This window comes from Aquitalea sp. FG25, assembly GCF_057809375.1.
Map to the genome: position 1 here is coordinate 1 of NZ_JBMDJV010000004.1, position 22,158 is coordinate 22,158.

At 56.2% G+C, this 22,158-nt stretch carries 24 protein-coding genes; 19 read left to right on the forward strand and 5 right to left on the reverse strand.

The features are described from left to right. Positions 1-52: 52 nt before the first annotated feature. The 5 genes from ACODR9_RS04860 to dnaA all read right to left on the reverse strand — a co-directional run bounded on the left by ACODR9_RS04860 (position 53) and on the right by dnaA (position 5,773). Positions 53-226 (reverse strand): AAA family ATPase, encoded by a 174-nt coding sequence (locus tag ACODR9_RS04860; protein WP_488807918.1) that lies wholly within the window; start codon positions 224-226, stop codon positions 53-55. Further along, positions 226-429, reverse strand: a complete 204-nt coding sequence (locus tag ACODR9_RS04865; RefSeq protein WP_488807919.1) for a hypothetical protein — start codon at positions 427-429, stop codon at positions 226-228. The genes ACODR9_RS04860 and ACODR9_RS04865 overlap by 1 nt, the downstream gene beginning before the upstream one ends. A gap of 262 nt (positions 430-691) precedes the next feature. Further along, complete coding sequence (gyrB, locus tag ACODR9_RS04870; RefSeq protein WP_488807920.1) at positions 692-3,082, reverse strand: DNA topoisomerase (ATP-hydrolyzing) subunit B; 2,391 nt, start codon at positions 3,080-3,082, stop codon at positions 692-694. Positions 3,083-3,217: 135 nt separating this feature from the next. Further along, on the reverse strand, positions 3,218-4,324 hold the full coding sequence (dnaN, locus tag ACODR9_RS04875; RefSeq protein ID WP_488807921.1) for a DNA polymerase III subunit beta: 1,107 nt from the start codon (positions 4,322-4,324) through the stop codon (positions 3,218-3,220). Between the two features lie 51 nt (positions 4,325-4,375). Continuing rightward, positions 4,376-5,773 carry a chromosomal replication initiator protein DnaA gene (gene dnaA / locus ACODR9_RS04880; RefSeq protein ID WP_488807922.1) on the reverse strand — a complete coding sequence of 466 codons (1,398 nt, stop codon included), beginning with the start codon at positions 5,771-5,773 and terminating at the stop codon, positions 4,376-4,378. 355 nt (positions 5,774-6,128) lie between these two features. Between dnaA and rpmH the strand changes: the two genes are divergently transcribed. The 19 genes from rpmH to ACODR9_RS04975 all read left to right on the forward strand — a co-directional run bounded on the left by rpmH (position 6,129) and on the right by ACODR9_RS04975 (position 21,986). After that, positions 6,129-6,263, forward strand: a complete 135-nt coding sequence (rpmH, locus tag ACODR9_RS04885; protein ID WP_103523664.1) for a 50S ribosomal protein L34 — start codon at positions 6,129-6,131, stop codon at positions 6,261-6,263. A 7-nt stretch (positions 6,264-6,270) separates the two neighbouring features. Continuing rightward, a complete protein-coding gene (rnpA, locus tag ACODR9_RS04890; protein ID WP_488807923.1) occupies positions 6,271-6,633 on the forward strand; it encodes a ribonuclease P protein component in 363 nt (120 codons plus the stop codon). Further along, complete coding sequence (gene yidD / locus ACODR9_RS04895; protein ID WP_045848138.1) at positions 6,609-6,818, forward strand: membrane protein insertion efficiency factor YidD; 210 nt, start codon at positions 6,609-6,611, stop codon at positions 6,816-6,818. Before rnpA ends, yidD begins: the two co-directional genes overlap by 25 nt. Before the next feature lie 19 nt (positions 6,819-6,837). After that, positions 6,838-8,487 carry a membrane protein insertase YidC gene (yidC, locus tag ACODR9_RS04900; protein WP_488807926.1) on the forward strand — a complete coding sequence of 550 codons (1,650 nt, stop codon included), beginning with the start codon at positions 6,838-6,840 and terminating at the stop codon, positions 8,485-8,487. A 147-nt stretch (positions 8,488-8,634) separates the two neighbouring features. After that, complete coding sequence (mnmE, locus tag ACODR9_RS04905) at positions 8,635-9,987, forward strand: tRNA uridine-5-carboxymethylaminomethyl(34) synthesis GTPase MnmE (protein ID WP_488807927.1); 1,353 nt, start codon at positions 8,635-8,637, stop codon at positions 9,985-9,987. Between the two features lie 317 nt (positions 9,988-10,304). Continuing rightward, entirely contained in the window at positions 10,305-11,498 is a 1,194-nt protein-coding gene (locus ACODR9_RS04910; protein WP_488807928.1) for a tyrosine-type recombinase/integrase, read from the forward strand. Positions 11,499-12,140: 642 nt separating this feature from the next. Continuing rightward, positions 12,141-12,353 carry a helix-turn-helix transcriptional regulator gene (locus ACODR9_RS04915; RefSeq protein WP_178971994.1) on the forward strand — a complete coding sequence of 71 codons (213 nt, stop codon included), beginning with the start codon at positions 12,141-12,143 and terminating at the stop codon, positions 12,351-12,353. 18 nt (positions 12,354-12,371) lie between these two features. Further along, positions 12,372-13,085 carry a hypothetical protein gene (locus tag ACODR9_RS04920; protein ID WP_488807929.1) on the forward strand — a complete coding sequence of 238 codons (714 nt, stop codon included), beginning with the start codon at positions 12,372-12,374 and terminating at the stop codon, positions 13,083-13,085. Then, complete coding sequence (locus ACODR9_RS04925) at positions 13,082-13,480, forward strand: hypothetical protein (protein ID WP_488807930.1); 399 nt, start codon at positions 13,082-13,084, stop codon at positions 13,478-13,480. Before ACODR9_RS04920 ends, ACODR9_RS04925 begins: the two co-directional genes overlap by 4 nt. An 11-nt stretch (positions 13,481-13,491) precedes the next feature. Continuing rightward, the gene (locus ACODR9_RS04930; RefSeq protein ID WP_488807931.1) at positions 13,492-13,767 is read left to right on the forward strand and encodes an Ogr/Delta-like zinc finger protein; all 276 of its coding nucleotides are present in this window, start codon (positions 13,492-13,494) and stop codon (positions 13,765-13,767) included. Positions 13,768-14,128: 361 nt separating this feature from the next. After that, positions 14,129-14,302 carry a hypothetical protein gene (locus tag ACODR9_RS04935; protein ID WP_488807933.1) on the forward strand — a complete coding sequence of 58 codons (174 nt, stop codon included), beginning with the start codon at positions 14,129-14,131 and terminating at the stop codon, positions 14,300-14,302. Beyond that, positions 14,299-14,643: a DUF1484 family protein gene (locus ACODR9_RS04940; protein ID WP_488807935.1), complete on the forward strand. Its 345-nt coding sequence runs from the start codon at positions 14,299-14,301 to the stop codon at positions 14,641-14,643. The genes ACODR9_RS04935 and ACODR9_RS04940 overlap by 4 nt, the downstream gene beginning before the upstream one ends. Positions 14,644-14,653: 10 nt before the next feature. Then, positions 14,654-15,004 carry a hypothetical protein gene (locus tag ACODR9_RS04945; RefSeq protein WP_488807936.1) on the forward strand — a complete coding sequence of 117 codons (351 nt, stop codon included), beginning with the start codon at positions 14,654-14,656 and terminating at the stop codon, positions 15,002-15,004. Next, positions 15,001-17,784 (forward strand): toprim domain-containing protein, encoded by a 2,784-nt coding sequence (locus tag ACODR9_RS04950; protein WP_488807937.1) that lies wholly within the window; start codon positions 15,001-15,003, stop codon positions 17,782-17,784. Before ACODR9_RS04945 ends, ACODR9_RS04950 begins: the two co-directional genes overlap by 4 nt. A gap of 361 nt (positions 17,785-18,145) precedes the next feature. Next, the gene (locus ACODR9_RS04955; RefSeq protein WP_488807939.1) at positions 18,146-18,475 is read left to right on the forward strand and encodes a hypothetical protein; all 330 of its coding nucleotides are present in this window, start codon (positions 18,146-18,148) and stop codon (positions 18,473-18,475) included. 304 nt (positions 18,476-18,779) lie between these two features. After that, positions 18,780-19,517, forward strand: a complete 738-nt coding sequence (locus ACODR9_RS04960) for a hypothetical protein (RefSeq protein ID WP_488807940.1) — start codon at positions 18,780-18,782, stop codon at positions 19,515-19,517. Between the two features lie 282 nt (positions 19,518-19,799). Then, on the forward strand, positions 19,800-20,291 hold the full coding sequence (locus ACODR9_RS04965) for a hypothetical protein (protein WP_488807941.1): 492 nt from the start codon (positions 19,800-19,802) through the stop codon (positions 20,289-20,291). Positions 20,292-20,538: 247 nt separating this feature from the next. Beyond that, the gene (locus ACODR9_RS04970; protein ID WP_488807943.1) at positions 20,539-21,276 is read left to right on the forward strand and encodes a hypothetical protein; all 738 of its coding nucleotides are present in this window, start codon (positions 20,539-20,541) and stop codon (positions 21,274-21,276) included. Between the two features lie 323 nt (positions 21,277-21,599). Further along, the gene (locus ACODR9_RS04975; protein ID WP_488807944.1) at positions 21,600-21,986 is read left to right on the forward strand and encodes a hypothetical protein; all 387 of its coding nucleotides are present in this window, start codon (positions 21,600-21,602) and stop codon (positions 21,984-21,986) included. The last annotated feature ends 172 nt before the right edge of the window (positions 21,987-22,158 follow it).

Here is a 22,158-nt window from a genome sequence, read left to right on the forward strand (position 1 = left end):
TGAGAAGCAATATTTCCAACGGCTCAAGAGTGTCTAGAGAAGCCGGGGCGATTCACTCGGTGCCAAGAAAGAGAAGCTTAATTGCATTAAGCAAGCTAGTCTTGCCTGCGCCGTTTCGCCCAGAAATGACAACGATGTTGCGAGACTCTGAGCAAGTATCGAAGTCGACCCTGCTGAGTCCCTGATACGCGAAGATGTCTTGAACTTCCAGGCTGAGAAATCTCATTACTTCGTACCACTCCCTTCCTTCGCCGCCGCTGCATCTAGGATGCTTGAGACGGAGCGAGAGAAGTTCACCTTGGCACCGTAAGCCGACAGGTTTTCAAAGTTTGGGGCCAGCGCCATCAGTTCAGTCATCAAGTCCGGAGATACGGAGTGGCGCAGCGATGCCAGGTGAAGGAGTTCGTCGTCCTGCGAGCTGTCTACCATGAGTCCCTCGTACGTAATGCAGCGGCCTAGATGTAAATAAAAGTTATCTTCGCATTTTGCGCGGCCGACGCAGGTTATAGACTCCACGCGAGCAGCTGATCCAGCACAGGGAAATTTTCACAACTGAGTCAATGAATTTTCACTTTTGCTGTCATCAGATAACTTTCAAAAACAAGCCACTTTGCCATATGTCAAAATCATACATAATCCCGCAAATCTAGAAAAGTGGGAAATATCTAGATATTCGTGGGATCCTACATGCTTACACATCAATATTCCGCGCAATCAACGCATTGCCTTCGATAAAGGCGCGGCGGGGTTCTACGTCGTCGCCCATCAGGGTGGTGAACACGTCGTCGGCTCCCATCACGTCCTCGATGCGTACCTTCAGTAGGCGGCGCACGTTCGGGTCCATGGTGGTTTCCCACAGTTGTTCCGGGTTCATCTCGCCCAGGCCTTTGTAGCGCTGGATGTTCATGCCCTTTTTCACTTCGGCCAGCAGCCAGTCCAGTGCCTGGCCAAATTCGCTGATCGGTTTCACCGTTTCGCCACGGCGGACGGTGGCGCCGTCACGCAGCAGGCCGCTGAGCAGATCGCCGGTTTTGGCCAGTTCGGCGTAGTCGCCGGTTTCCAGGAAGTCCTGGTCCAGTACCGTTACCAGCACGTTGCCGTGCAGTTTGCGGGTGATTTTGATCAGGTGGCCGTCGTTCTTTTCGTCGTGCAGCAGGTCCAGCGTGATGGCTTCCGCCGGTACCAGTGCGCGCAGGCGGGCGATGGTGTCGTTGGAGGCGTGTTCGCTTTCCAGTGACAGGCGGCCAGACTTGAGCATGGCTTCCAGCACCAGCGGGTCGATAACGCGGCTTTCGCGTTCGATGACGGCGCGGGCCAGCAGGAACTGGCGGGCTACTTCGGCCAGGGTGTCTCCGGCCAGGGCCGGGGCGTCGGCGCCGGGGATGAGTTCGGCTTTTTCCAGTGCCAGTTGCAGCAGGTACTGGTTAAGTTCGTAGTCGTCCTTCAGGTAGCGCTCTTGTTTGCCGTGCTTGGCCTTGTACAGCGGCGGCTGGGCAATGTAGATGTGGCCGCGTTCTACCAGTTCGTGCATTTGGCGGTAGAAGAAGGTCAGCAGCAGGGTGCGGATGTGCGCGCCGTCGACGTCGGCATCGGTCATGATGATGATGCGGTGGTAGCGCAGTTTGTCCGGGTTGTATTCGTCCTTGCCAATGCCGCAGCCCATGGCGGTAATCAGGGTGGCTACTTCCTGGCTTTGCAGCATTTTGTCGAAGCGGGCGCGTTCCACGTTGAGGATCTTGCCCTTCAGCGGCAGGATGGCCTGGAATTTGCGGTCGCGGCCTTGCTTGGCGGAGCCGCCGGCGGAGTCACCTTCGACTAGGTACAGTTCGCACAGCTTGGGGTCTTTTTCCTGGCAGTCGGCCAGTTTGCCGGGCAGGCCCAAGCCGTCCATGATGCCTTTGCGGCGGGTGATTTCGCGGGCTTTGCGCGCGGCTTCACGGGCGCGGGCGGCGTCTACAATCTTGCCGCAGATGGTTTTGGCGTCGTTGGGGTTTTCCAGCAAATAGCTTTTCAGCGCTTCGCTGATCACTTCGTTGACCACCGGGCCGATTTCGCCGGAAACCAGTTTGTCCTTGGTCTGGCTGGAGAACTTGGGGTCCGGCAGCTTGACGGACAGTACGCAGGTGAGGCCTTCGCGCATGTCGTCGCCGGTGGTGTCCACCTTGGCCTTTTTGGCTACTTCGTGTTCTTCGATGTACTGGTTGAGGGTACGGGTCATCACTTGACGCAGGGCGGTCATGTGGGTGCCGCCGTCACGCTGCGGGATGTTGTTGGTGAAGCACTGGACGCTTTCCTGGTAGGAGTCGTTCCATTGCATGGCCACTTCCACCGTCATGCCGTCTTTTTCGCCAATACCGTGAAACACCTTGGGGTGCAGCACGTTCTTGTTGCGGTTCATGTATTCGACGAAACCGGCCACACCGCCGGAGAAGGCGAAGTTTTCTTCCTTGCCGCTGCGCTTGTCCAGCAGGTTGATGCCCACGCCCTGGTTGAGGAAGGACAGTTCGCGGATGCGCTTGGCCAGGATGTCGAAGTGAAATTCCACCAGGCCGAAGGTTTCTTCGCTGGCACGGAAGGTTACTTCGGTACCACGGTGGTTGCTGTGGCCGGTAACGGTGAGCGGGGCCACGGCGTCGCCACGGCGGAATTCCATTTCGTGCACCTTGCCGTCACGCCAGATTTTCAGCTTCAGCCAGTCGGACAGCGCATTCACTACCGATACGCCCACGCCGTGCAGGCCGCCGGAGATCTTGTAGCTGTTGCTGTCGAATTTGCCGCCGGCGTGCAGGATGGTCATGATCACTTCGGCCGCCGAACGTCCTTCTTCCGGGTGGATGTCGGTGGGGATGCCCCGGCCATTGTCCGATACGGTGATGGAGTTGTCGGGGTTGATGATGACCTTGATGGTGTCGGCATGTCCGGCCAGGGCTTCGTCAATGGCGTTGTCCAGCACTTCAAACACCATGTGGTGCAGACCGGTGCCGTCCGAGGTATCGCCAATGTACATGCCGGGGCGTTTGCGTACTGCATCCAGACCCTTGAGGACTTTAATGCTATCCGCGCCGTATTCCTGTTCGCTCATCCGCTTCTTTCCTGCGCTGGGGGAGGGGGCGGCGGGGAAAACCCCCGTCCGCGCTGTACCTCCCTTTGCTGCTCATGCTCAAAATCTCGAAAACTGCTGCCGGTGGCAGCGGCTACTTCCGACTGTGTTGCTGTATCAGATGCGCATTGGCATCACGATGTACTTGAAGTTGCTGTAGTCGGGAATGGTGACCAGCGTGCTGCGGTTGGAGTCGCCAAACGCCATTTGCAGGGTGTCCGCCGGCAGGTTGGTCAGCACGTCCAGCAGGTAGTTGATGTTGAAGCCGATTTCCAGCTCGCCACCCTGGTAGGCGATTTCCAGTTCTTCTTCCGCTTCTTCCTGCTCGCTATTGGTACACAGGATGGACATCTTGCCCGGTGCCAGTACCAGCCGCACGCCACGGAATTTTTCGTTGGCCAGAATGGCGGCACGTTGCAGCGCATGCAGGAAGGTAAGGCGTTCGATCAGGAAGATCTTGTCGTTATCCAGCGGAATCACGCGGTTGTAGTCGGGGAACTTGCCGTCCACTACCTTGCTGATGATCACGGTGGAGCCAAAGCTGAAACGCACCTGGTTGGCCAGCACTTCGATATTGATTTCGTCGTCGCTGTCCTGCAGCAGCTTGTACAGCTCCAGGATGGTTTTGCGCGGCAGGATGACTTCGGCCTTGGGCAGGGTGGCTTCCACGTCGGCGCTGGCAAAGGCCAGGCGGTGGCCGTCGGTGGCAATCAGCTTTACCTGGTTGCCATCGGTTTGCATCAGCAGGCCGTTGAGGTAGTAACGGATGTCCTGCACGGCCATGGCAAATTGCACCTGGGAGATCAGGCGCTTGAGTTCGCGCTGGCTCAGGCTAAAGCTGGATTCGCTGGCGCTGCCTACCGACAGCAGCGGGAAGTCTTCTGCTGGCAGGGTTTGCAGGTTGAAGCGGCTTTTGCCGGCTTTCAGGGTCAGGCGGCCGTCCAGTTGTTCCAGCGTAACGGTGGTTTTGTCCGGGATGGCACGCAGGATGTCCTGCAGCTTCTTGGCCGAGGTGGTCAGGCGGAAGTCTTCGCCCGGCAGTTCGTCGGCGCTGGCGGTGGTGATCTGGATTTCCAGATCGGTGGCCAGGAAGCCTACCTGTCCGCCCTTCTTTTCAATCAGGACATTGGAAAGAATCGGCAGGGTGTGGCGGCGTTCAACAATACCAGTCACAGCCAGCAGGGGCTTGAGAAGGGCATCGCGTTCGGCTTGCAGGATCAGCATGTTTCGGGCTCCCGAATGTGTCCAGAGTCAGTTATCGGTTGAATCAACATATCAGTTACGCAGCATGGATAGCAGCGTATCGTAATCGTGCGCCATATCGGCGTCATTACTGCGCATTTCGGCAATGGTTTTGCAGGCATGCAGCACGGTGGTGTGGTCGCGGCCACCAAAGGCATCGCCGATATTGGGCAGGGAAAGCTGGGTTAGCTCCTTGGCCAGTGCCATCGCCACCTGGCGCGGCCGGGCAATATCACGGCTGCGCTTTTTGCTGTGCATGTCGGACAGCTTGATCTTGTAGTACTCGGCCACGGTTTTCTGGATGGCATCCACGGTAACCTGGCGGTTGCCAGCGGCCAGAATGTCCTTCAGCGCTTCTTTCACCAGGTCCAGCGAGATGCTTTGGTTGGTGAAGCGGGCGTAGGCCACCACGCGCTTGAGCGCGCCTTCCAGCTCGCGCACGTTGGAGCGCACGTTCTGGGCAATGAAGAAAGCCACCGGGTGATCCAGCTTGATGCTGTCGGCCTCGGCCTTTTTCATCAAAATAGCCACACGCATTTCCAGCTCTGGCGGCTGGATTTCCACCGTCAGGCCCCAGGAGAAGCGCGAGATCAATCGCTCTTCCATGCCTTCTATCTGCTTGGGGTAGGTGTCACAGGTCATGATGACCTGTTTGCCGCCTTCGATCAGCGCGTTGAAGGCGTAGAAGAATTCTTCCTGGGTGCGGTTTTTGCCGGCAAAAAACTGGATGTCGTCAATCAGCAGCAAATCCAGCGAGTGGTAGTAGCGCTTGAATTCGTCAAACGCCTTGTGCTGGTAGGCGCGCATGATGTCGGCCACATAGCGTTCCGCGTGGATGTAGCGGATTTTGGCTTGCGGGTTTTTCTGGAATACATGATTGCCGATGGCCTGAATCAAGTGGGTCTTACCCAGACCAACGCCACCATAGACAAACAGCGGGTTGTAGGCCTGGTCGCCCGGATTCTCGGCAATTTGCATGGCCGCTGCACGCGCCAGCTGGTTACCCTTACCCGTTACCAGGGTGTCAAAGGTAAACGAGGGGTTCAGCCGGGTGCTTTCGTGGCTGCCGCCAATGGCTTTTACTGCGGCCTGCTTGGCCTGGCTGGGAATACTGTTGGCTGCCGGGGCTGGCGCGGGTTTGCGCACGCCATTGCTAACGGCGGTGGGCACGGCCAGCGGCTTGTTGCTGGGGGCACCCAGACGCAGCTCGACCGGGGCTTCGCCCACCAGTTCTACCGCCAGTTCTTCAATGCGGCCAAGGAAACGGTCCTTGATGAACTGCATGATGAAGCGGTTGGGTGCAAACAGCGCAATGCCTTCATCGTTGGCTTCGGCCGCCAGCGGCTTGATCCAGGTATTGAACTGCTGTGAAGACAGTTCGGCCTCAAGGCGTGCGAGGCAGGCAGGCCAGAATTGATCCAGTTCGGTCATTAAGTACACGCAAGTAAAAGCAAAAACCCGCCGTTGACGATATGCGTTGCGGCGGGAGGAGCCATGGTTGTCACCCTGTGGGATGGCCGGACAGGCAGTGTCCGGCGCGGGTGCAGCCCTGGCATGTGTTCATGCATGGCAAGTGGCTTGCACCATCCCCCTGTCGCGCGTGCTGCCCTTGGGCGGGCGGCTTCGTTTAATAATTACGCAGGGGGTGGGGTGCGTTAAGTTTCGACATTCTAACGGTTTTTGGCAAAGTTATCCACAGGTGTACTAAAAATTTGCCATTGACAAACGGCGCATTTTCTTGTGAAATCACGCGTTTATTTCCGTTTCGAAACAGGAATTCTTTATCATGAAGCGTACTTACCAGCCTTCCAATACCCGCCGCAAGCGCACTCACGGCTTTCTCGTTCGCATGAAGTCTCGCGGTGGCCGCGCCGTTATCGCCGCCCGCCGTGCCAAGGGCCGCAAGCGTCTGGCCGTATAAGTCAGTAATGACTTATCGCTTTCGCCGTGTGCACCGGCTATTAAAAACGGATGAATTTTCATCCGTTTTTAGTTTGCGGCAAGCGCGCAGCACGGCTTTGTTTCAGGTATATGCCCGTCCTAACGATCTGGGCCACGCCCGGGTTGGCCTGGTGGTGGGCAAAAAGGTCCACAAGCGGGCCGTACGCCGTAATTACATCAAGCGTACCGTGCGCGAGTGGTTCCGCCTGAATCAGGCTACCTTGCCGGCACAGGACTACATTGTCCGTGCGAAACAGGCTTTTTCACGCGCTGACAGAGCAGAAGCTGTCATCGCCTTGTCTACACTCTTTGCTAAACTGGCACGATGTCGCGCCTCCTCATCCTCCTGATCCGTTTTTACCAACTGGCCATCAGCCCATGGCTGGCACCTCGGTGTCGCTATGTGCCTACCTGTTCCAGTTACGCGATCGAGGCGGTGAGAAAGCATGGCGCCTGCAAGGGCGGCTTTCTGGCGATGAAACGCATCGGGCGCTGTCACCCCTGGGGTGGCAGTGGTTATGACCCGGTTCCCTGAACTTTCCGGTATCGTAGAGATGGATTCCAAGCGACTCATAATCTTCATCGTTCTGTCCATGGGCATCCTCCTGCTGTGGCAGGAGTACTTTGCGCCCAAGCCTGCCCCGCAGCAGGTGGCACAGACACAAACGGCTTCGCAGCCGGACGCACCGGCAAGCCATACCGCCAGCGCCCAGCCTGTTGAGGCAGCCAAGCTCGCCGCCGGTCAGCGCATTCGCGTGACCACCGATGTGCTCAAGGCCGAAATCGATACCGTAGGTGGCGACCTGCGTCAGCTGGATTTGCTGAAGCACGACTCTGCCACGGATGCCAAAAAGCCGTTTGAGCTGCTCACCGACAAGAATGGTCGCGTGTACGTAGCCCAGACCGGCCTGGTAGCTGCCAGCAATCCGGCACTGCCCACCCACAAGGCGGTTTACACTGCCACGCAGTCCAGCTACACCCTGAACGGCGACAGCCTGCAGGTGAAGCTGACCGCCCCGGCCGCCAATGGCGTACAGGTGGTGAAAACCTACACCTTCAAGAAGGGCAGCTACGATATCGCGGTACGCTTCGATATCACCAACGGTGGCAGCACGCCGCTGGCGCCGACTGCCTATTACCGTCTGCTGCGTGATAGCCAGGCTCCGGAAGGTGAAGGCCGCTTTGCCCACACCTTTACCGGCCCGGCTGTTTACACCGCCGACAACAAGTTCCAGAAGGTTTCCTTCGAAGATCTGGCCAAGGGCAAGGGCGATTACACCAAGAATGCCACTGATGGCTGGGTGGGCATGCTGCAGCACTACTTCATGACCGCCTGGATCCTGAAGCCGCTGGATGCTGCCAGCGTGTGCAAGGATGACAAGTCCTGCCACTTCGAGCTGAAGGACAATAATGGCCTGTACTCTGCAGCTGCCACGGTTGACCTGAAAACCATCAATCCGGGCCAGACCGCTTCCATCACCGTGCCGCTGTATGCCGGCCCGGAAGACTACAGCGTGCTGACCAAGATTGCCGATGGTCTGGAATACTCCAAGGACTACGGCTGGGTGCACATTTTTGCCTCCCCGCTGTTCTGGCTGCTGACCAAGCTGCACGGTCTGGTACAGAACTGGGGCTGGGCCATCATTCTGCTGACCCTCACCGTTAAGGCCATCTTCTATCCGCTGACTGCCGCATCCTACCGTTCCATGGCCAAGATGAAGGCCCTGGCACCGCGTCTGGAACGCATGAAGGAACAATACGGCGACGACCGTATGAAGTTCCAGCAAGCCGTGATGGAGATGTACAAGAGCGAGAAGGTGAATCCGCTGGGTGGCTGTCTGCCCATGCTGATCCAGATTCCGGTGTTCATCGGCCTGTACTGGGCGCTGCTGGCTTCGGTTGAGCTGCGTCAGGCACCGTGGATCATGTGGTACACCGACTTGGCCCGTCCGGACCCGTTCTATGTCCTGCCGGTGATCATGGCGGCCACCATGTTCCTGCAAACCTTCCTGAACCCGCCGCCGACTGACCCGATGCAGGCGAAGATGATGAAGATCATGCCGGTAGCCTTCTCGGCCATGTTCTTCTTCTTCCCGGCTGGCCTGGTGCTGTACTACGCAGTCAACAATATCTTGTCGATTGCCCAGCAGTGGTACATCAACAAGAGCATTGAAAACAGCAAGAAAGTGGCACTGCAGTCCTGAAACGGACGGTAGTGTTTCAGAAAGCCCGGCCAGATAAAGGCCGGGCTTTTTTTGATACAGTGAATCACAGAACATGTTGAGCAAAGCAGCTGTTGCCATCCCGCAGCGGCTGTTTTGCCCAGCCTGTCAGCCGCAAGGAAAGCCCACATGCATACCGCCTACGCTCCCGTCACCATCTGTGCCATTGCCACCGCGCCCGGTCGTGGCGGCGTGGGCGTCATCCGCGTGTCCGGCCGCAATTTGTTACCCTTTGCCGCAGCGCTAAGCGGTGGCAAGCAGCCCAAGCCGCGTTACGCCACCTATACCGACTTCTACGCGGCCGATGGCCAGGCCATCGACAATGGCCTGTTGCTGTACTTTCCCGGCCCCAACAGCTTTACCGGCGAAGACGTGCTGGAACTGCAAGGCCACGGCGGGCCGGTAGTGCTCAATATGCTGCTGTCGCGTTGTTTGCAACTGGGCGCACGGCTGGCCGAGCCGGGCGAGTTTTCCAAGCGCGCCTTCCTCAACGACAAGATGGACCTGGCACAGGCCGAAAGCGTGGCCGACCTGATCGATGCTTCCAGCGAAACCGCCGCCCGCAGCGCGCTCAAGTCGCTGAAAGGCGCGTTCTCCAATGAAATCCACGTGCTGGTGGATGAGCTGATCACCCTGCGCATGCTGGTGGAAGCCACGCTGGATTTTCCGGAAGAAGAAATCGACTTTCTCAAGCAGGCCGATGCGCTGGGCAAGTTGCAAACCCTGCGCCAGCGCCTGCAACAGGTGCAGGCCACCGCACGGCAAGGTGCCATCCTGCGTGAAGGCATGCATGTGGTGCTGGTGGGGCAGCCCAATGTGGGCAAATCCAGCCTGATGAATGCACTGGCGGGCGATGATATCGCCATCGTCACTGATATCGCCGGTACCACCCGCGACACGGTGCGCGAGGAAATCGTCATCGACGGCGTGCCGGTGCACATCATCGACACCGCCGGCCTGCGCGATACCGACGACGTGGTGGAGAAAATCGGCATTGAACGCACCTGGCAGGCGGTGGAGCGCGCCGATGTGGCCTTGGTGCTGGTGGACAGCCGCGAAGGGGTGACCGCCGAGGTGGAAGCCATTCTGGAGCGCATTCCGCCGCAACTGCCGCGCCTGTTCATCTACAACAAGGCCGACCTGAGCGGCGAAACCATCGGCATGGCGGAGGAAGATGGCCGCAGCGTGCTGCGCCTGTCCGCCCGCACCCATGCCGGGGTGGAGCTGCTGAAAGCCCGCCTGCTGGAGCTGGTGGGCTACAGCGGAGCCAGCGAAGGCGTGTTCCTGGCGCGCGAGCGCCATCTGGACGCCATTCGCCGTGCCGCCGAGCACATGGAACTGGCGCATACCGACTGGGAAATGGTGGAGATCTTCGCCGAAGAGCTGCGATTGGCGCAGAACGCACTGTCGGAAATTACCGGTCAGTTCACCCCGGACGACCTGCTGGGGGTGATCTTCAGCCGCTTTTGCATTGGCAAGTAAATTCCCTTCCGAAGCAGTCCAGTAGCATCCGAAAAATACTCTGAAAGCCCCGCCAGTCGGGGCTTTTATCATCCAGAATCATCCGAGGAGTTCCGAGCGCAGCCAGGTTGTTTAGGCACACGTTTCGGTACACCGTGGAACTATTGGAAATTTTGTGTACCTAATTTTGCAGCCACTCTCTTTGAAAATGGCCGATATTGGGATACTTTTCCTTGATTGATAATGCATTAAATTAGTGTGTTACTCAGTAATGCTTTGATATTTAAAGATAATAATTTTATTTTTTGTGTACCGTATTGTGTACCTACTGGAGCAAAATGCCACGTCCTGCTACGCCTCTCAATGACACAAAAATCAAATCATTGAAGCCGAAACCCAACCGTTACCGGGTTACTGACTCAGATGGTTTGATGCTGGAAATATTGCCAAGTGGTTCCAAGGTATGGCGCTACCGGTACAGTCTGCATGGCGTGCGTCAGCCGGTACTGACTATTGGTCCTTACCCCGAGATTGGTCTGGCGGGGGCTCGCCGGAAACGGGATGAATGGGCGACGTTGATTGCAAATGGCGAATCACCAAGGCGGGCGCTGCAGGAAGCAAAGAACGAGCGCTTGAATACCGTAGCGGCATTTGCCGAAGAATGGATTGCACAGCAACTAGAGGGAAAGTCTGGCCATTACCAGACAACATTACGGCGAATTCTGGACAAGGACATCTTGCCCTGGCTGGGTGGCATGCCGCTGTCAGCGGTACGGCCTGGTGATGTGCTGGAGCTGTGCGACCGGGTCAAATCGCGTGGCTCTCCAAAGATGGCATTATTGACCCGTGGGGTATTGAAGCGGATGTACGACTTCGCCATTGCCCGACAGATGGTTGAAATCAATCCGGCAGCAGCGCTGGTTGCCCGCTTTATTGCTACCGAGGAGAGCCGGACGCGGGTTTTGTCTGCCAATGAAATTGGCACTGTGCTACAAGCGGTTTATACCTCGGACATTCGACGACCGTTGAAGCTGGCCTTGCATTTGTTGGCCATTACCATGGTACGAAAAACGGAGCTGACAGAGTCCAAATGGGAAGAGATCAATCTTGATGCGGGTGAGTGGGATATACCTGCTGAACGCATGAAGAAAGACCGGCCACACCGTGTGTACCTATCCAGCCAGGCCAAGGCATTGCTGACGGAGCTGCGCATGCATTCCGGTCGGTCCGCGTATTTGTTCCCGACCTCTCGCGGTACAGTTGATAAGCCAATTTCCAGCAGTACATTGAATCAGGCTATCCGTGCGCTCTCACTGGATGTGCAGCATTTTGTTTTACACGACTTCCGCCGCACCGCATCGACGCACTTACATGAGATGGGATACCCATCCGATGCTATCGAAAAGGCGCTGGCACACAAGATTGTCGGCATCCGTGGTGTGTATAACCGCGCAGAGTACGCCGAGCAGCGGCGCACGATCATGCAGGCATGGGGCGACTTTGTGCAGCTGCAGATTGATGGGCCAGGGTAAAACCGATCGGGCCGTTTTTGTTTGTGGAATAGGGCGCTCCGGTGCCCTTTATCATTTCGACCCCCGCTGTATTTGCCCCATAAACGCCCTATGGCGCGATGTCATTTCATTGGCGCTCTCTGCCTCGCCGTCATCCCGATCGCCACGCTCTAGTGGCCATAGTGCCCGCAATCCACCAAATACCCCCCAGCCCCCAGCGCGCGCAATCGAATCCCCGCCTCGCCTCCGGTCTTCATGTGCCTCAAATCATGCACCTGCATGATTCCCTGCAAAGCCCGCCCAGCCGGGCTTTGTCGTGGCCTTTTCCCCTCTGTCGAATCATGCGTTTTCATGCACTTTCATGCAGATTCATGCACCCGTTTCGGGTGATTTCCCGCTTTCCCTGCTGGACGTTCTCGGACACATCGCTTTATTGATCCGCTGCCGTCCTGTTACGTCCAGCTCAGTACGGCCCGATGACTCCACCCGGCTGAGCGGGTGATTTGTGCGTGATTTTCTGCCGCTTTTCGGGGGCTTGTTGTATGGCGCTTCCATACAACGGGCTTCGCGTTTCAAGCCGTTTTGTTTTCGAGATACTGCACCCGTTCCCCGACACATCCGGGTTACGCCGACGCCATCCAACCAACGACAACAGGACACACCATGCCGCCATCCCTCCTCCCAACCACGCCCACCCGTTTCTTGCGCTTGCCGGAAGTCATGGGTCTAACCGGGCTGTCGCGCTCGACGTTGTATGACGCCATCAAGCGCGGCAGTTTTCCGGCCTCTGTGCCGTTGGGCGGCAAGGGGGTGGCTTGGGTATCCACCGAAATCGAAAGCTGGATGGCCAGCCGCATCGCCGCCCGTCAACAATAAAACCAGAAAGTCACACTCATGCACCTTTCCAACTCAGTGATGAATACCACGCTGACCACACAACTGGCCGACGCCGAAGCCGCCATGGCCGACTACCTGCGCCACCGTAAAGACTGGCAAGCCAAAACTGCATTGCTCAATCAGCAAAGTGCGGCGGCAGATGCCGCAGAAACCAGCGCCAAAGGTTTCAAGGAACAGGCCCGCGCCCTGCTGCGCCAGGTGATGGGCAAGAACACCAAAGAACTGCAGGCACTGCGTGCCGAAGAACGGGCCGCTTACAGCCAGGCCGAAGACTTCCGCGACTTTCTGAAAGAACTGGAATTGGCCCGCGATGAAGCCGAAATCAACATGCTCGAAGCCGGAAGCAGCTACATCGGCAAACGTGACGCCGCACTGGCCACGCTGGCCGAAGGACGGATGGAAGAGGCGCTGAATCAGTTGGAGCCGCTGTTGGCCGCCATTGCCATGCAGGAGGAGGTATTGAACCGGGAAGGCCGCTTTGCCGAGTGGAAGCAGCGGGGCCATGAGTTTGCGATTGATGCCATCACGACCAAGTTATCGCTGCAGATCAAGCAGCGGATGAGCAGCTTCAAGCTGGATACCAGCCAGGAACCGGTCATGCACGCGCTGCCCTGGCAAGACGGCTTGCGAGAGGCCGCTGAATTCACCCCGATGGCTGCCCACAAGCGCCGGATTGAGATGGCCAAGCGTAAAGAGGAGCTGGACGCATGAGCAAATGGAATGCAGTAGACCTGGACGGTACCCTGGCCGAAGTGGGCCGTAACAATATGGGCGGTATTGGCAAGCCAGTGGACGCCATGCTGAACCGTGTCAAAGCCTGGCTGAATGAAGGCGATTACGAGGTACGGATTTTTACCGCCCGCGCTGCTGACCCGGCCCAGGTGAGCAAAGTCAAAGACTGGCTGGGCCGCAACGGGCTAGGTGGGCTGGCCGTCACCAACGTCAAGGACGCCGACATGGTGGAACTGTTGGATGACAAAGCGGTGCGGGTGGAGCGCAACACCGGCAAGGTGTGCGAGGGCTGCGCCAATGCCGAGCGCGGTGCTGCCGGTTTCAGCCACCGCCGCTTTACCCTGCGCGATGTTGAACAACACACCGACTGCTAAGGGAGGGCACCATGGCATTTCCTTGCCCGCTGTGTGGTGCATCGTCACGTGTTCGCACCAGCCGCATGCTGTCAGCGACTACCAAAGAGACCTACTACAACTGCACCAACGATGACTGCTGCCACCAGTACAAAACACTGGAAGGCGAGCCGCGCACGCTGGCCAAGCCGGTACACCCGGCAGAAGCCATCCCGGCCAACCAGGTGCGCCGCATGGTGCTGACCGAGAAACCGGCCATCACGGCAGTGACCCACTCGCCCGGCAAGCTGCGCCACACCTTGCTGTAAGCCACAGGCCCGGAGTCATCCGGGCCTTACCCTGGCCATCTGCTGGCCCTGCACATCTGAGTCACATCCCATGTCTACGCATATCCACTGTATTGACAAGCCGGAGCCACGGCCTAACAATGGCAGCGTGCTGTTCAATAGCGGCACCGGGTTTAGCAGCCCGAACACTAAGGCGGACAGCCGCCATTTGCGGCTATTTTTACGTCCGTTGCACACCATTGGTACGTCCTTTTCTATGGCGGGCCGTGGTGGGGAGCCTTCGGGCTGCCGGTTCCTTAGTGCCGGTCTGCTAACCCTGCCATGCGCCCGCCACCCTCGTTTAGCAGCGAGGTCGGGCATTACGCTCACTAAGGAGGCTTCCATGCCTAAGCTTTCCCGCGCCCTGTCGCGCCTGTTCCCTTCTTCTGCCGTACCCGTATCCGTCTTGCCCTCTGAGGCCGAAGCCCGCGCCTTGTCTGCGCTGCTGGTGGCACAAGGCCGTCGCGCTGTGTTTCATCGTACCGCTGCCGGTTTCGCCGTGGAGGTACTGGCATGAACACCCTGCACATTCTCAGCCAGGCCGTTCCCGCCACCCATCTGGCGCTGTCCACCATTCAAGGCGAACTCAGCCGCCTGCACACCCTGGCCAGCCAGCCTGAGCATGCCCCGCTGCGTGACTCCCTCAGCCAGCTGTCCAGCCTGTGCCAGACCATCGAACACACCATTGCCGAGGGCGTCCACACCCTGGCCCGCTCCGGTGACGGCCTGCAAGGGCTGCTCGATCTGCTGCACCACGCCGAGGACAAGCCATTGCCAGCCAATCAGCTGGCAGGGCTATTGACCCCGTTGCAGCAGCAAATCAGCCACGCCCGCGCCGACATCGGCCAACTCCTCTAAGGGGCAGATCATGAAACAGAAACCCACTCTCCCGAAATCCGGGCGAGCCGCCCCCGGCTTGTCTGCTGCCCGCACCCTGCACGACTGGGCCTTTCAATCCGGCCATCTGCGCGCCCTGGAACTGCTGGACACGGTCCTGACCTTCCGCGACCGCCAGGACCTCAGCAGCTACCAGCAAGTGCAGGCCGACGCCGCCGTGCTGGATGGCTTCTTTGCCACCCTGCGCCCGGCACTGGACGATGCCCTGCCCATGCTCACCCCGGAAGAACGTACCGCGCTGCTGGCCAACATCACCGAGCGCCTGCGCATCCGTGCCGCCGTGCTGATGCAGTACCGGCCACTGGCCAAGGGGACGCCATGAAACCGGCCAGTAACGGAGCATTGGGCGACTGGTTCGCCCGCCTCAAGACCGAGATTGATTTGCATGACCTGGCCGAGCGGCTGGGCCTGCGTCGCCAGGGTGGCAAGGGGAACTATCACAGCCCGCACCACCCGGACAGCAGCGCTTCGCTGTCGATCTTTGACGGTGGCCGTGGCTGGAAGGACTGGAGCGGCGACGCTGGCGGCAGCTGCATCGACCTGCTGCAGTATTGCCGCCCGGAACTAGACTCCCCGCTGGCGGCTGCCCGGCTGCTGGGGGACTGGTATGGACTGCCACAACCCGCCATGAAAAAGGAGAGTGCCGGCAGTGCTGGCCAGTCGGCCCCGGCGCGTAAATCCACGCTCGATTACATTGCCGAGCGTTGCCTGGCCAAGCCCGAGCCTGTCATTGATTACCTGCTGAATAGAGGGCTAGCGGAAACCGTTATCCGCCGCGCCATCCAGTGCCGGACACTGGGCTGGAATGACTGGATCAGCGCCAAAGTACCACCGGGCGAAGTCGGCCACGGTGGAGCAGCTGCCGCCTTTGTTGTGCGTGGCACGCTGTCGGCCAAAGTGGTGGCCGTGGATCTGCGTTATGTCGATCCGGCCCTCAATGGTGGGGTAAAGACGCAATGCCAGGGAGAGCGCGAGGGCCACGGTTGGACGGCTGACCCGGCGCGGCTGAAACGGGCCAGTACCGTGGTGATTGTAGAAAGCCCGGTCAATGCGCTGTCGGTGGATTCTGTGACCCACCACAGCGTGGCCAGTCTGGCGCTACGTGGCACCGGCAACGTGGACAGCATCGACTGGACGTTTCTGCGCGGCAAGCGGGTGCTGGTGGCGCTGGACCATACCGACGCGGTGAACCCGCACACCGGCCAGCGCCCTGGACTGGCTGCCGCCTGGCAGTTGTCGGAGAAACTGACCGCTGCCGACATTGGCCACCTGCTGGTGGACATGCAGGATTGGGAGGAAGGCGAAGACATTAACGATGTGCTGCACAAGCACGGCCCCCAGGAACTGACCGCCCGCCTGCGCAAGCTGGAGCCGTGGCTGGTTCCTGGCATGCCCGGTGGTGGCGAACGGCTGGAGGGCACCCGCCGCATCCAGCTGCCCGGCCATGACTTTGCGGTGTACTGGCGCTTCCGGGTGAAAGAGGATTTCACCCAGTACGTGGACGAGTTCAAAACCGATGATGACGGCAACCGTTCGGAAACGCTGGGCGACCTGTGTTCCTTCCGCGTGGCCGGGCTGTCACGCCTCAGAATACAGAGCCATCTGGCCACCATCAGCGGTACACCCGACCACCAGCCGGAAACCGTGTTTGGCGTCAGCGCCCAGCTGGCCCGGCATGGTGTGGTGTTGCACCGCGAAGTGGCCACCGATGACAAGCTGTATAACCTGGAGTGGTGGAAAAGCCGTTTCGGTGCCATCTGGAAACCGGCGCAATTCCAGCGCCTGGTGAACCTGATGGAGCGGGCTGCCGATCTGGGGGCGCGGGATGTGGTCAACTTTGTCGGGCTGGCGTGGAGGGCCGGAGAACTGGCCGCGCAGGAAGGACAGGACTGCTACTTTGTCGAACCACAGAAACAGTGCCTGTATTACAACCTGACCTTTCCACGCGGCAACCGCCATCAGGCCCGGTCGGTGATTCTGGCCTACCAAGACACCTTCAAATGCAATGCCGCCACCATCGCCCTGGTGTGGGGCTTGGGTAGCCACCTTAAAACTGTGCTGGGCTTCTATCCACACCTGCAGATGCAGGCCGAGAAAGGTTCGGGCAAATCGCGACTACTGGAAAGCCTGCAGAATACCCTGGCGTTTCAGGTGCTGTCCGGTCAGATGCTCAAGACCGACCACCGCCGCCGTGCTTCCGTGTCCTTCACTTCGCAGCCGGTGGGCTGGGACGAATTCAGCAAGCTGCCCAAGAACATCCTGGCCGACATCGACGCGCTGCTGCAGTCCACCTACCGCTTTGAATTCACTCGCGTGGGCGCATCCCTGACGCCTTATTTGATGTGCGCGCCGGTGCTGCTGGCCGGTGAAGAAGTGGATGTGCAAAGCCTGCAGTCAAAGCTGTGCCGCAGCAGCCTGTCGGTGGCCCGGCAGGGCAACATCATCCCGCACGATCTGGCGCAATTCCCGCTCTGGCCATGGCTGCAGTTTCTGGGGGAAACCCCACCGGCCCGGCTGCGTGACCTGCATCAGCACTATGTTGGCTACTGCCGTCAGCACTGCCGTGCCCCGGAAGGGGACGCCACCGCCAAGCGGATGATGGAGAACTATGCGGCCATTCTCACCAGTTGGGCGCTACTGTGCGAGTTTGCCGAAATTGACTTGCAGCAGGGCAATTTCATTGACGATCTGCTGGCCGAAATGAACAGCCACATTGTGGACACCGACGGCACCCGCCTGCCCTGGGTATGGATCATGGAAATCCTGCTGTCCGAGCTGGACGCGCACCGCTATGAACACCCCTACTGCTGGGACATCTTCAAAACCGCCGATGGCCACAGCGAAATGGCACTGTTCATCCGGCCCAACCATGTGATGGATCATCTATCCACCGCCACCCACCTGCGCGCCAAGTTCGACGCGCTGCCGGTCAAGACGGGCCGCATCTTCAAAAGCCAGCTGCTGCAAAGTAGTGCCGTGCTGGCGGATGACATCGAAAAAACCATTCATGGCCGCAGGCATGGCCACCTGACCGCCATCAGCCTGGCCAGCCTGGAAACGCTGGGCTTGTATGCCAGCCCGGATATGCAGCGCATCGGCTAAAGCGCCGATACCGGCACACACCCCCCCATCACGCACGACCCAACAGCCCGCCCAGCGCGGGCTGTGTGCTGTCTGGCCAGCGCCATCTAGCACAGCGCCAGCATGCTGCCTATCGGCGCTTTAGCCGATGCCCTGCATAAATCCACCGGCAGCCTGGCCAACACTGGGCGCTGTCCGATTTATGCCAACACGTCACCAAATTGTTGCCTGCTTTTGATCTGGAATATGACATAAGCACGCCACTTGTGAAAAACTGGAGGCCGGAAGGGAGGCTTTTGGCTGATCAGGGTCGGGAGTAAGTGAAAAAAACCCGTGGATTTGAGGTGTGACCGTTGCTAAGTGCTTGATTCTTTAGAAAACCATGCCCACGGTTTGCCCTCAAAATTCCACGGTTTCGGCTCAAAATCCACGGTTTGCCCACGGTTTGCCAAATTCGCTCTTTCGGCCTTTGCCTGTTCTTTCTTCTTCTTTCTTTATAAAAAACAAAGAGATAGAGATAGAAAGCAGTGAAAAAAGGCAGAAAGGGCAATCCACGGAATCGCAGCGGGCTGGAAAAAGTGATCCACGGTTTGCGGTGGGAAAAGCGTGGAAACCGTGGATGACACCATCCCTTCAAAGCATTGATTTTATTGAGTATTCAGAGATATCCACGGAATGGCAGAAAAACCCGTGGGCGAAACCGTGGGACTAAAACCCTTGCCTGGTAAGGCTTTGCGGGGGGCATCCACGGTTTGAGGGGATTTTTTGATGTGTGTGTCTGGCTGTAAGAAAGCCGATCAGGGGTGAGGGACTGCTTCCTGCCAGGAGTGGCCTCTCATCTGTCCACTCGGATTGCGGACATTGATTAGCCGTGCAATCGCTTTGGCATAATACAAGTTCGATGCATGCTTGCTCACCGGTGCCCTTTTTCGTAAATGAACTGTCGCACTATATACATAGACGGACCCATGAGCCCGTCTCTTAACTGTTAGAACCCACCACCGAGAGGAGTTGACGTGAGAACTGAGGCTTACCATTCTTTTGAATCAAAGCTCTTTTACTTTGATGACGACATCGACTTAATAGAAGTCATCCGGCTAGGTATATTGAATGGCGACCTCACCGACAACGCTTCTCAATTTGCCCTAAAAAACATAGATCCGGAAAAGCACCCTCACATAAAAAGACGAAAGAACTCTGATGGAAGTCGGGAGTTACTTGCCAATCACTTACGCCAAACCGTTTACTCTTCTTACGTTAAAGATATTTATGAGGAAGTAACTCAATACTTAAAAACAATATTAGAAAAGTCTGCCGAGAATGGATTTGATTCGGGCAGGCTCATAGGCGAACACTCAACAAAGTTTGATGCGAAAGTGATTCTTTCCGCAGGAACATGGCAGGACGTAGCACGCCTTATCACTGACTCTGTTTTTCAATCGCTGGAAGCAGAAAAAAGCACTCTTAAATTACTGGAAAAAGTATCAACAAAACTGGCTCTTGGCGTAGACGAAAATCTTATCAAAGCTGCTCTCCCATACCTTGAGGTACGCCACTTTCTTGTGCATGTGGATGGAAAAATCCCTGCTCAGTTCAAGAAGGATAATCCGCAAATACCTATCAAATCTGGGCACATTAAATTGAACTACAAGTTTGTCAGCGGGCTGCGGGATGCTGTAAAGAAGCTAGTTAAGGACTTTGACGACAAAGTCATTGCAGCAAATCTGTTAAAGCCTGAAGACATAAGGAACTAGCTCTATCACGGCGCTTAACTTCGCTCCCTTTGGTCGCTGGACGCTGTGCAATAAGGCCGCGAAGCGCCGGTTACTTCTGCATTCCTGAACGTCTGCTTCTCTAAGTCGGCAACTGTCGCTTAGGGTCGTAATCTGTCAGAGTGGCGAATCTGGCCGCTTACGGCCAGAAGCTGTCTTTCGACAGGCGAAGACGTAACTACTGATTTGCAAAGCATTCCGGACTCAGCCTTAGTAAATCGGTGAAGCTGGTCACTTCAAGATAAATAGCAAATTAAATGTCAAATGGATGTTTTATTTACAATGGAGGAAGGTATGGGAAAGTGGGTGGTAATGTTTGTTTTATCTACCGCTGCCATAGTTTTTTATTATGAATACAATTTCAATGATTTCATGCAAGAGATAGGGATCGTAAAAAAGAAATGCGGTGAAAGTTTTGTTGGGATGAATAGTGAATTTATACGGCGAAATCTAAATGCTAAACAAAATATTAATGGGATTATTATTCGAAACATTCCAGAAAATATGAAAAATGACATAGAAAAAAATTCACAGGGCGATATTGTTGAATACTTAAAAAGTAATGACTTCAATTGCAGAAAATATAATAATATTGATGTTAAATGTACCCTTCAAAGGCAAATAGAAATCGTGCCTGCACCTAGCTGCAAAAAAGGCACGAAAGTTATGTACTCAAAAGGGGAGTTTATTGTCGACGTTTTTGTTAAAAGTTTAGACGGCGTTGATGTGAAGTATAACTTCACAACCTCAAAATAGCTGGCGGGATTGCAATTAATACTGTATTTCACTCGTAATCCAAACGTCTGCTTCGGGTCGTTTTGAGACATTGACGGTCGGCTGCTATCGGCCAGAAGCTGCCCGTCTCCGTACCATCCCAATAGAAGTCATTCGCTCTAATGTTTCCTGGAGAGATGCCCAAGGCATCGATTTTCAATAGCCAGAATCTATACAAAGCGTATTGGTTTCATATGAATACATACTGCAGCTGTTTCTAGGTGAACTTATGGATGACCTTATCAAAATCAAACCTGCACATATTCTAGTTCTGCTGACTTCCATGTTTTTTGTGTGCACCGCTAATTCAGCAGATCTACACCGCCCCCCCACAGCTGTACTGAATTCACTAGCTGATCGCATCTACGTTTTGGGAGAAACGACCGCGAATGCTGCGGATATGATCGATGCTGAGGTAAAGGCTGCCGATGAAATCCGCCATTACATTGCAAGCGGTAAAACCGATGGACTTCTTTCAAAGGAAGCAGGCAATCATTCCCCTCTGATGGCTGCTGCCTACATGGGTTACCCTAATGTAGTAGCCGCACTGCTCACATCTGATCTTGTTAAAGCCCATATCAACGATGCCGACGAAATGGGTCTGACACCGTGGATCGCTGCCAATATGTCTATGAGGCAAAGCGCGTGGACATGTAATCCGTCAATATTCGACAATCCTTTCAAATTTATCCCAATGTTTGTAACTCAGCCTTATTACGCATTTAATCCGCTCACACCATATAAAAAGACCCGCGAAATCCTGGAAAAAGCAGGTGCAATTCAGGATTTGGGCAGAGCAAAAGATATTTGGCTCACAAATTGCAAAAGCCAGTCAGCAGACGCGAAATCGAAAGTGAAAGTCGCTACCGATTTACAGGAAACAGTTCAAGAGCTTGGTGTGGCTGACTTGACTGCCCAGTTAATCAAGCTTCAGAAGAAAGATGCTGAGGAGCAGAAAAAACAGTGATGAGCGTTGTTGGATGCGCTCGAATACCTGCTTTTCAGAAGACGTTTTTCTGCTTCGGGTTAATATTGTCCGTCAGATATCAAAAAAACCTAATAGCGCTGCATTGCAGTTGAGACACAATGATAACTGGCCGAAGTCAGCCAGGAACAGCCCTCTTGCGGTATTGGCCCAAAGCAATCTCGGAAAAAAAGGTTATGGTCATCCGCATGCGCGCTGATTCACACGGTCTTTCAGTTGACCGACCCCGCTAAAACAGTTTAGTTATTTCTTTCATTAGAAGTTGCTAGTGACAACAATCCTGTTGAATATTAAGGCGAGCAATGATGACTATGCGTGAGAGTGTTAAGTCCCTGCGGGCTTATTTTGTTTTTGTTGGTGGCGTTACTGCTTTACAAGGACTTGGCATGGCAAAATCTTCTAACTTCAACGTAATTATTTTGGCATTCTGCCTGGTTCAGTTTTCATTGGCGGCGGGCTATTTGTATATAGGATTAAAGCTAGATAAATTGCTGGCAACATCAATTAAACCCATCATTATCGTTCTGTCGGCAAGCGTGGCAGTGCTTGCGCTGATGTTCCTCATTGGCTTGATTGGTGGGTTTAATTTTAAATACGCTTTCCAGCTTGCGCTTGGCTCTGCGATTGCTTGGTATCTTTATAGAAATGCTAAAAGGCTTTGTGTTGAAGAGAAAAGTAGGCTAACTGCCTAGGCGGTTATATTGCATAACTGCTTGTTCCTGCGAACAAACGGTCAAATTTGCTATCTGCTGGTTGCTGAGCTTCGACGTTGAAGGTTGGCTTTCACAAGTCATGGTCGACCCCTTTGGCTCGTAAGCTATCACAGGGTAGACTTTGGCCGCTTACGGCCAGAAGCGGTCAGTT

Excerpts from the sequence above, each read along its gene's own strand:
- ACODR9_RS04860 (WP_488807918.1), bottom strand. The coding sequence starts at position 226 with ATGAGATTTCTCAGCCTGGAAGTTCAAGACATCTTCGCGTATCAGGGA.
- ACODR9_RS04865 (WP_488807919.1), bottom strand. The coding sequence starts at position 429 with ATGGTAGACAGCTCGCAGGACGACGAACTCCTTCACCTGGCATCGCTG.
- gyrB (WP_488807920.1), bottom strand. The coding sequence starts at position 3,082 with ATGAGCGAACAGGAATACGGCGCGGATAGCATTAAAGTCCTCAAGGGT.
- dnaN (WP_488807921.1), bottom strand. The coding sequence starts at position 4,324 with ATGCTGATCCTGCAAGCCGAACGCGATGCCCTTCTCAAGCCCCTGCTG.
- dnaA (WP_488807922.1), bottom strand. The coding sequence starts at position 5,773 with ATGACCGAACTGGATCAATTCTGGCCTGCCTGCCTCGCACGCCTTGAG.
- rpmH (WP_103523664.1), top strand. The coding sequence starts at position 6,129 with ATGAAGCGTACTTACCAGCCTTCCAATACCCGCCGCAAGCGCACTCAC.
- rnpA (WP_488807923.1), top strand. The coding sequence starts at position 6,271 with ATGACTTATCGCTTTCGCCGTGTGCACCGGCTATTAAAAACGGATGAA.
- yidD (WP_045848138.1), top strand. The coding sequence starts at position 6,609 with ATGTCGCGCCTCCTCATCCTCCTGATCCGTTTTTACCAACTGGCCATC.
- yidC (WP_488807926.1), top strand. The coding sequence starts at position 6,838 with ATGGATTCCAAGCGACTCATAATCTTCATCGTTCTGTCCATGGGCATC.
- mnmE (WP_488807927.1), top strand. The coding sequence starts at position 8,635 with ATGCATACCGCCTACGCTCCCGTCACCATCTGTGCCATTGCCACCGCG.
- ACODR9_RS04910 (WP_488807928.1), top strand. The coding sequence starts at position 10,305 with ATGCCACGTCCTGCTACGCCTCTCAATGACACAAAAATCAAATCATTG.
- ACODR9_RS04915 (WP_178971994.1), top strand. The coding sequence starts at position 12,141 with ATGCCGCCATCCCTCCTCCCAACCACGCCCACCCGTTTCTTGCGCTTG.
- ACODR9_RS04920 (WP_488807929.1), top strand. The coding sequence starts at position 12,372 with ATGCACCTTTCCAACTCAGTGATGAATACCACGCTGACCACACAACTG.
- ACODR9_RS04925 (WP_488807930.1), top strand. The coding sequence starts at position 13,082 with ATGAGCAAATGGAATGCAGTAGACCTGGACGGTACCCTGGCCGAAGTG.
- ACODR9_RS04930 (WP_488807931.1), top strand. The coding sequence starts at position 13,492 with ATGGCATTTCCTTGCCCGCTGTGTGGTGCATCGTCACGTGTTCGCACC.
- ACODR9_RS04935 (WP_488807933.1), top strand. The coding sequence starts at position 14,129 with ATGCCTAAGCTTTCCCGCGCCCTGTCGCGCCTGTTCCCTTCTTCTGCC.
- ACODR9_RS04940 (WP_488807935.1), top strand. The coding sequence starts at position 14,299 with ATGAACACCCTGCACATTCTCAGCCAGGCCGTTCCCGCCACCCATCTG.
- ACODR9_RS04945 (WP_488807936.1), top strand. The coding sequence starts at position 14,654 with ATGAAACAGAAACCCACTCTCCCGAAATCCGGGCGAGCCGCCCCCGGC.
- ACODR9_RS04950 (WP_488807937.1), top strand. The coding sequence starts at position 15,001 with ATGAAACCGGCCAGTAACGGAGCATTGGGCGACTGGTTCGCCCGCCTC.
- ACODR9_RS04955 (WP_488807939.1), top strand. The coding sequence starts at position 18,146 with ATGCCCACGGTTTGCCCTCAAAATTCCACGGTTTCGGCTCAAAATCCA.
- ACODR9_RS04965 (WP_488807941.1), top strand. The coding sequence starts at position 19,800 with ATGGATGTTTTATTTACAATGGAGGAAGGTATGGGAAAGTGGGTGGTA.
- ACODR9_RS04970 (WP_488807943.1), top strand. The coding sequence starts at position 20,539 with ATGGATGACCTTATCAAAATCAAACCTGCACATATTCTAGTTCTGCTG.
- ACODR9_RS04975 (WP_488807944.1), top strand. The coding sequence starts at position 21,600 with ATGACTATGCGTGAGAGTGTTAAGTCCCTGCGGGCTTATTTTGTTTTT.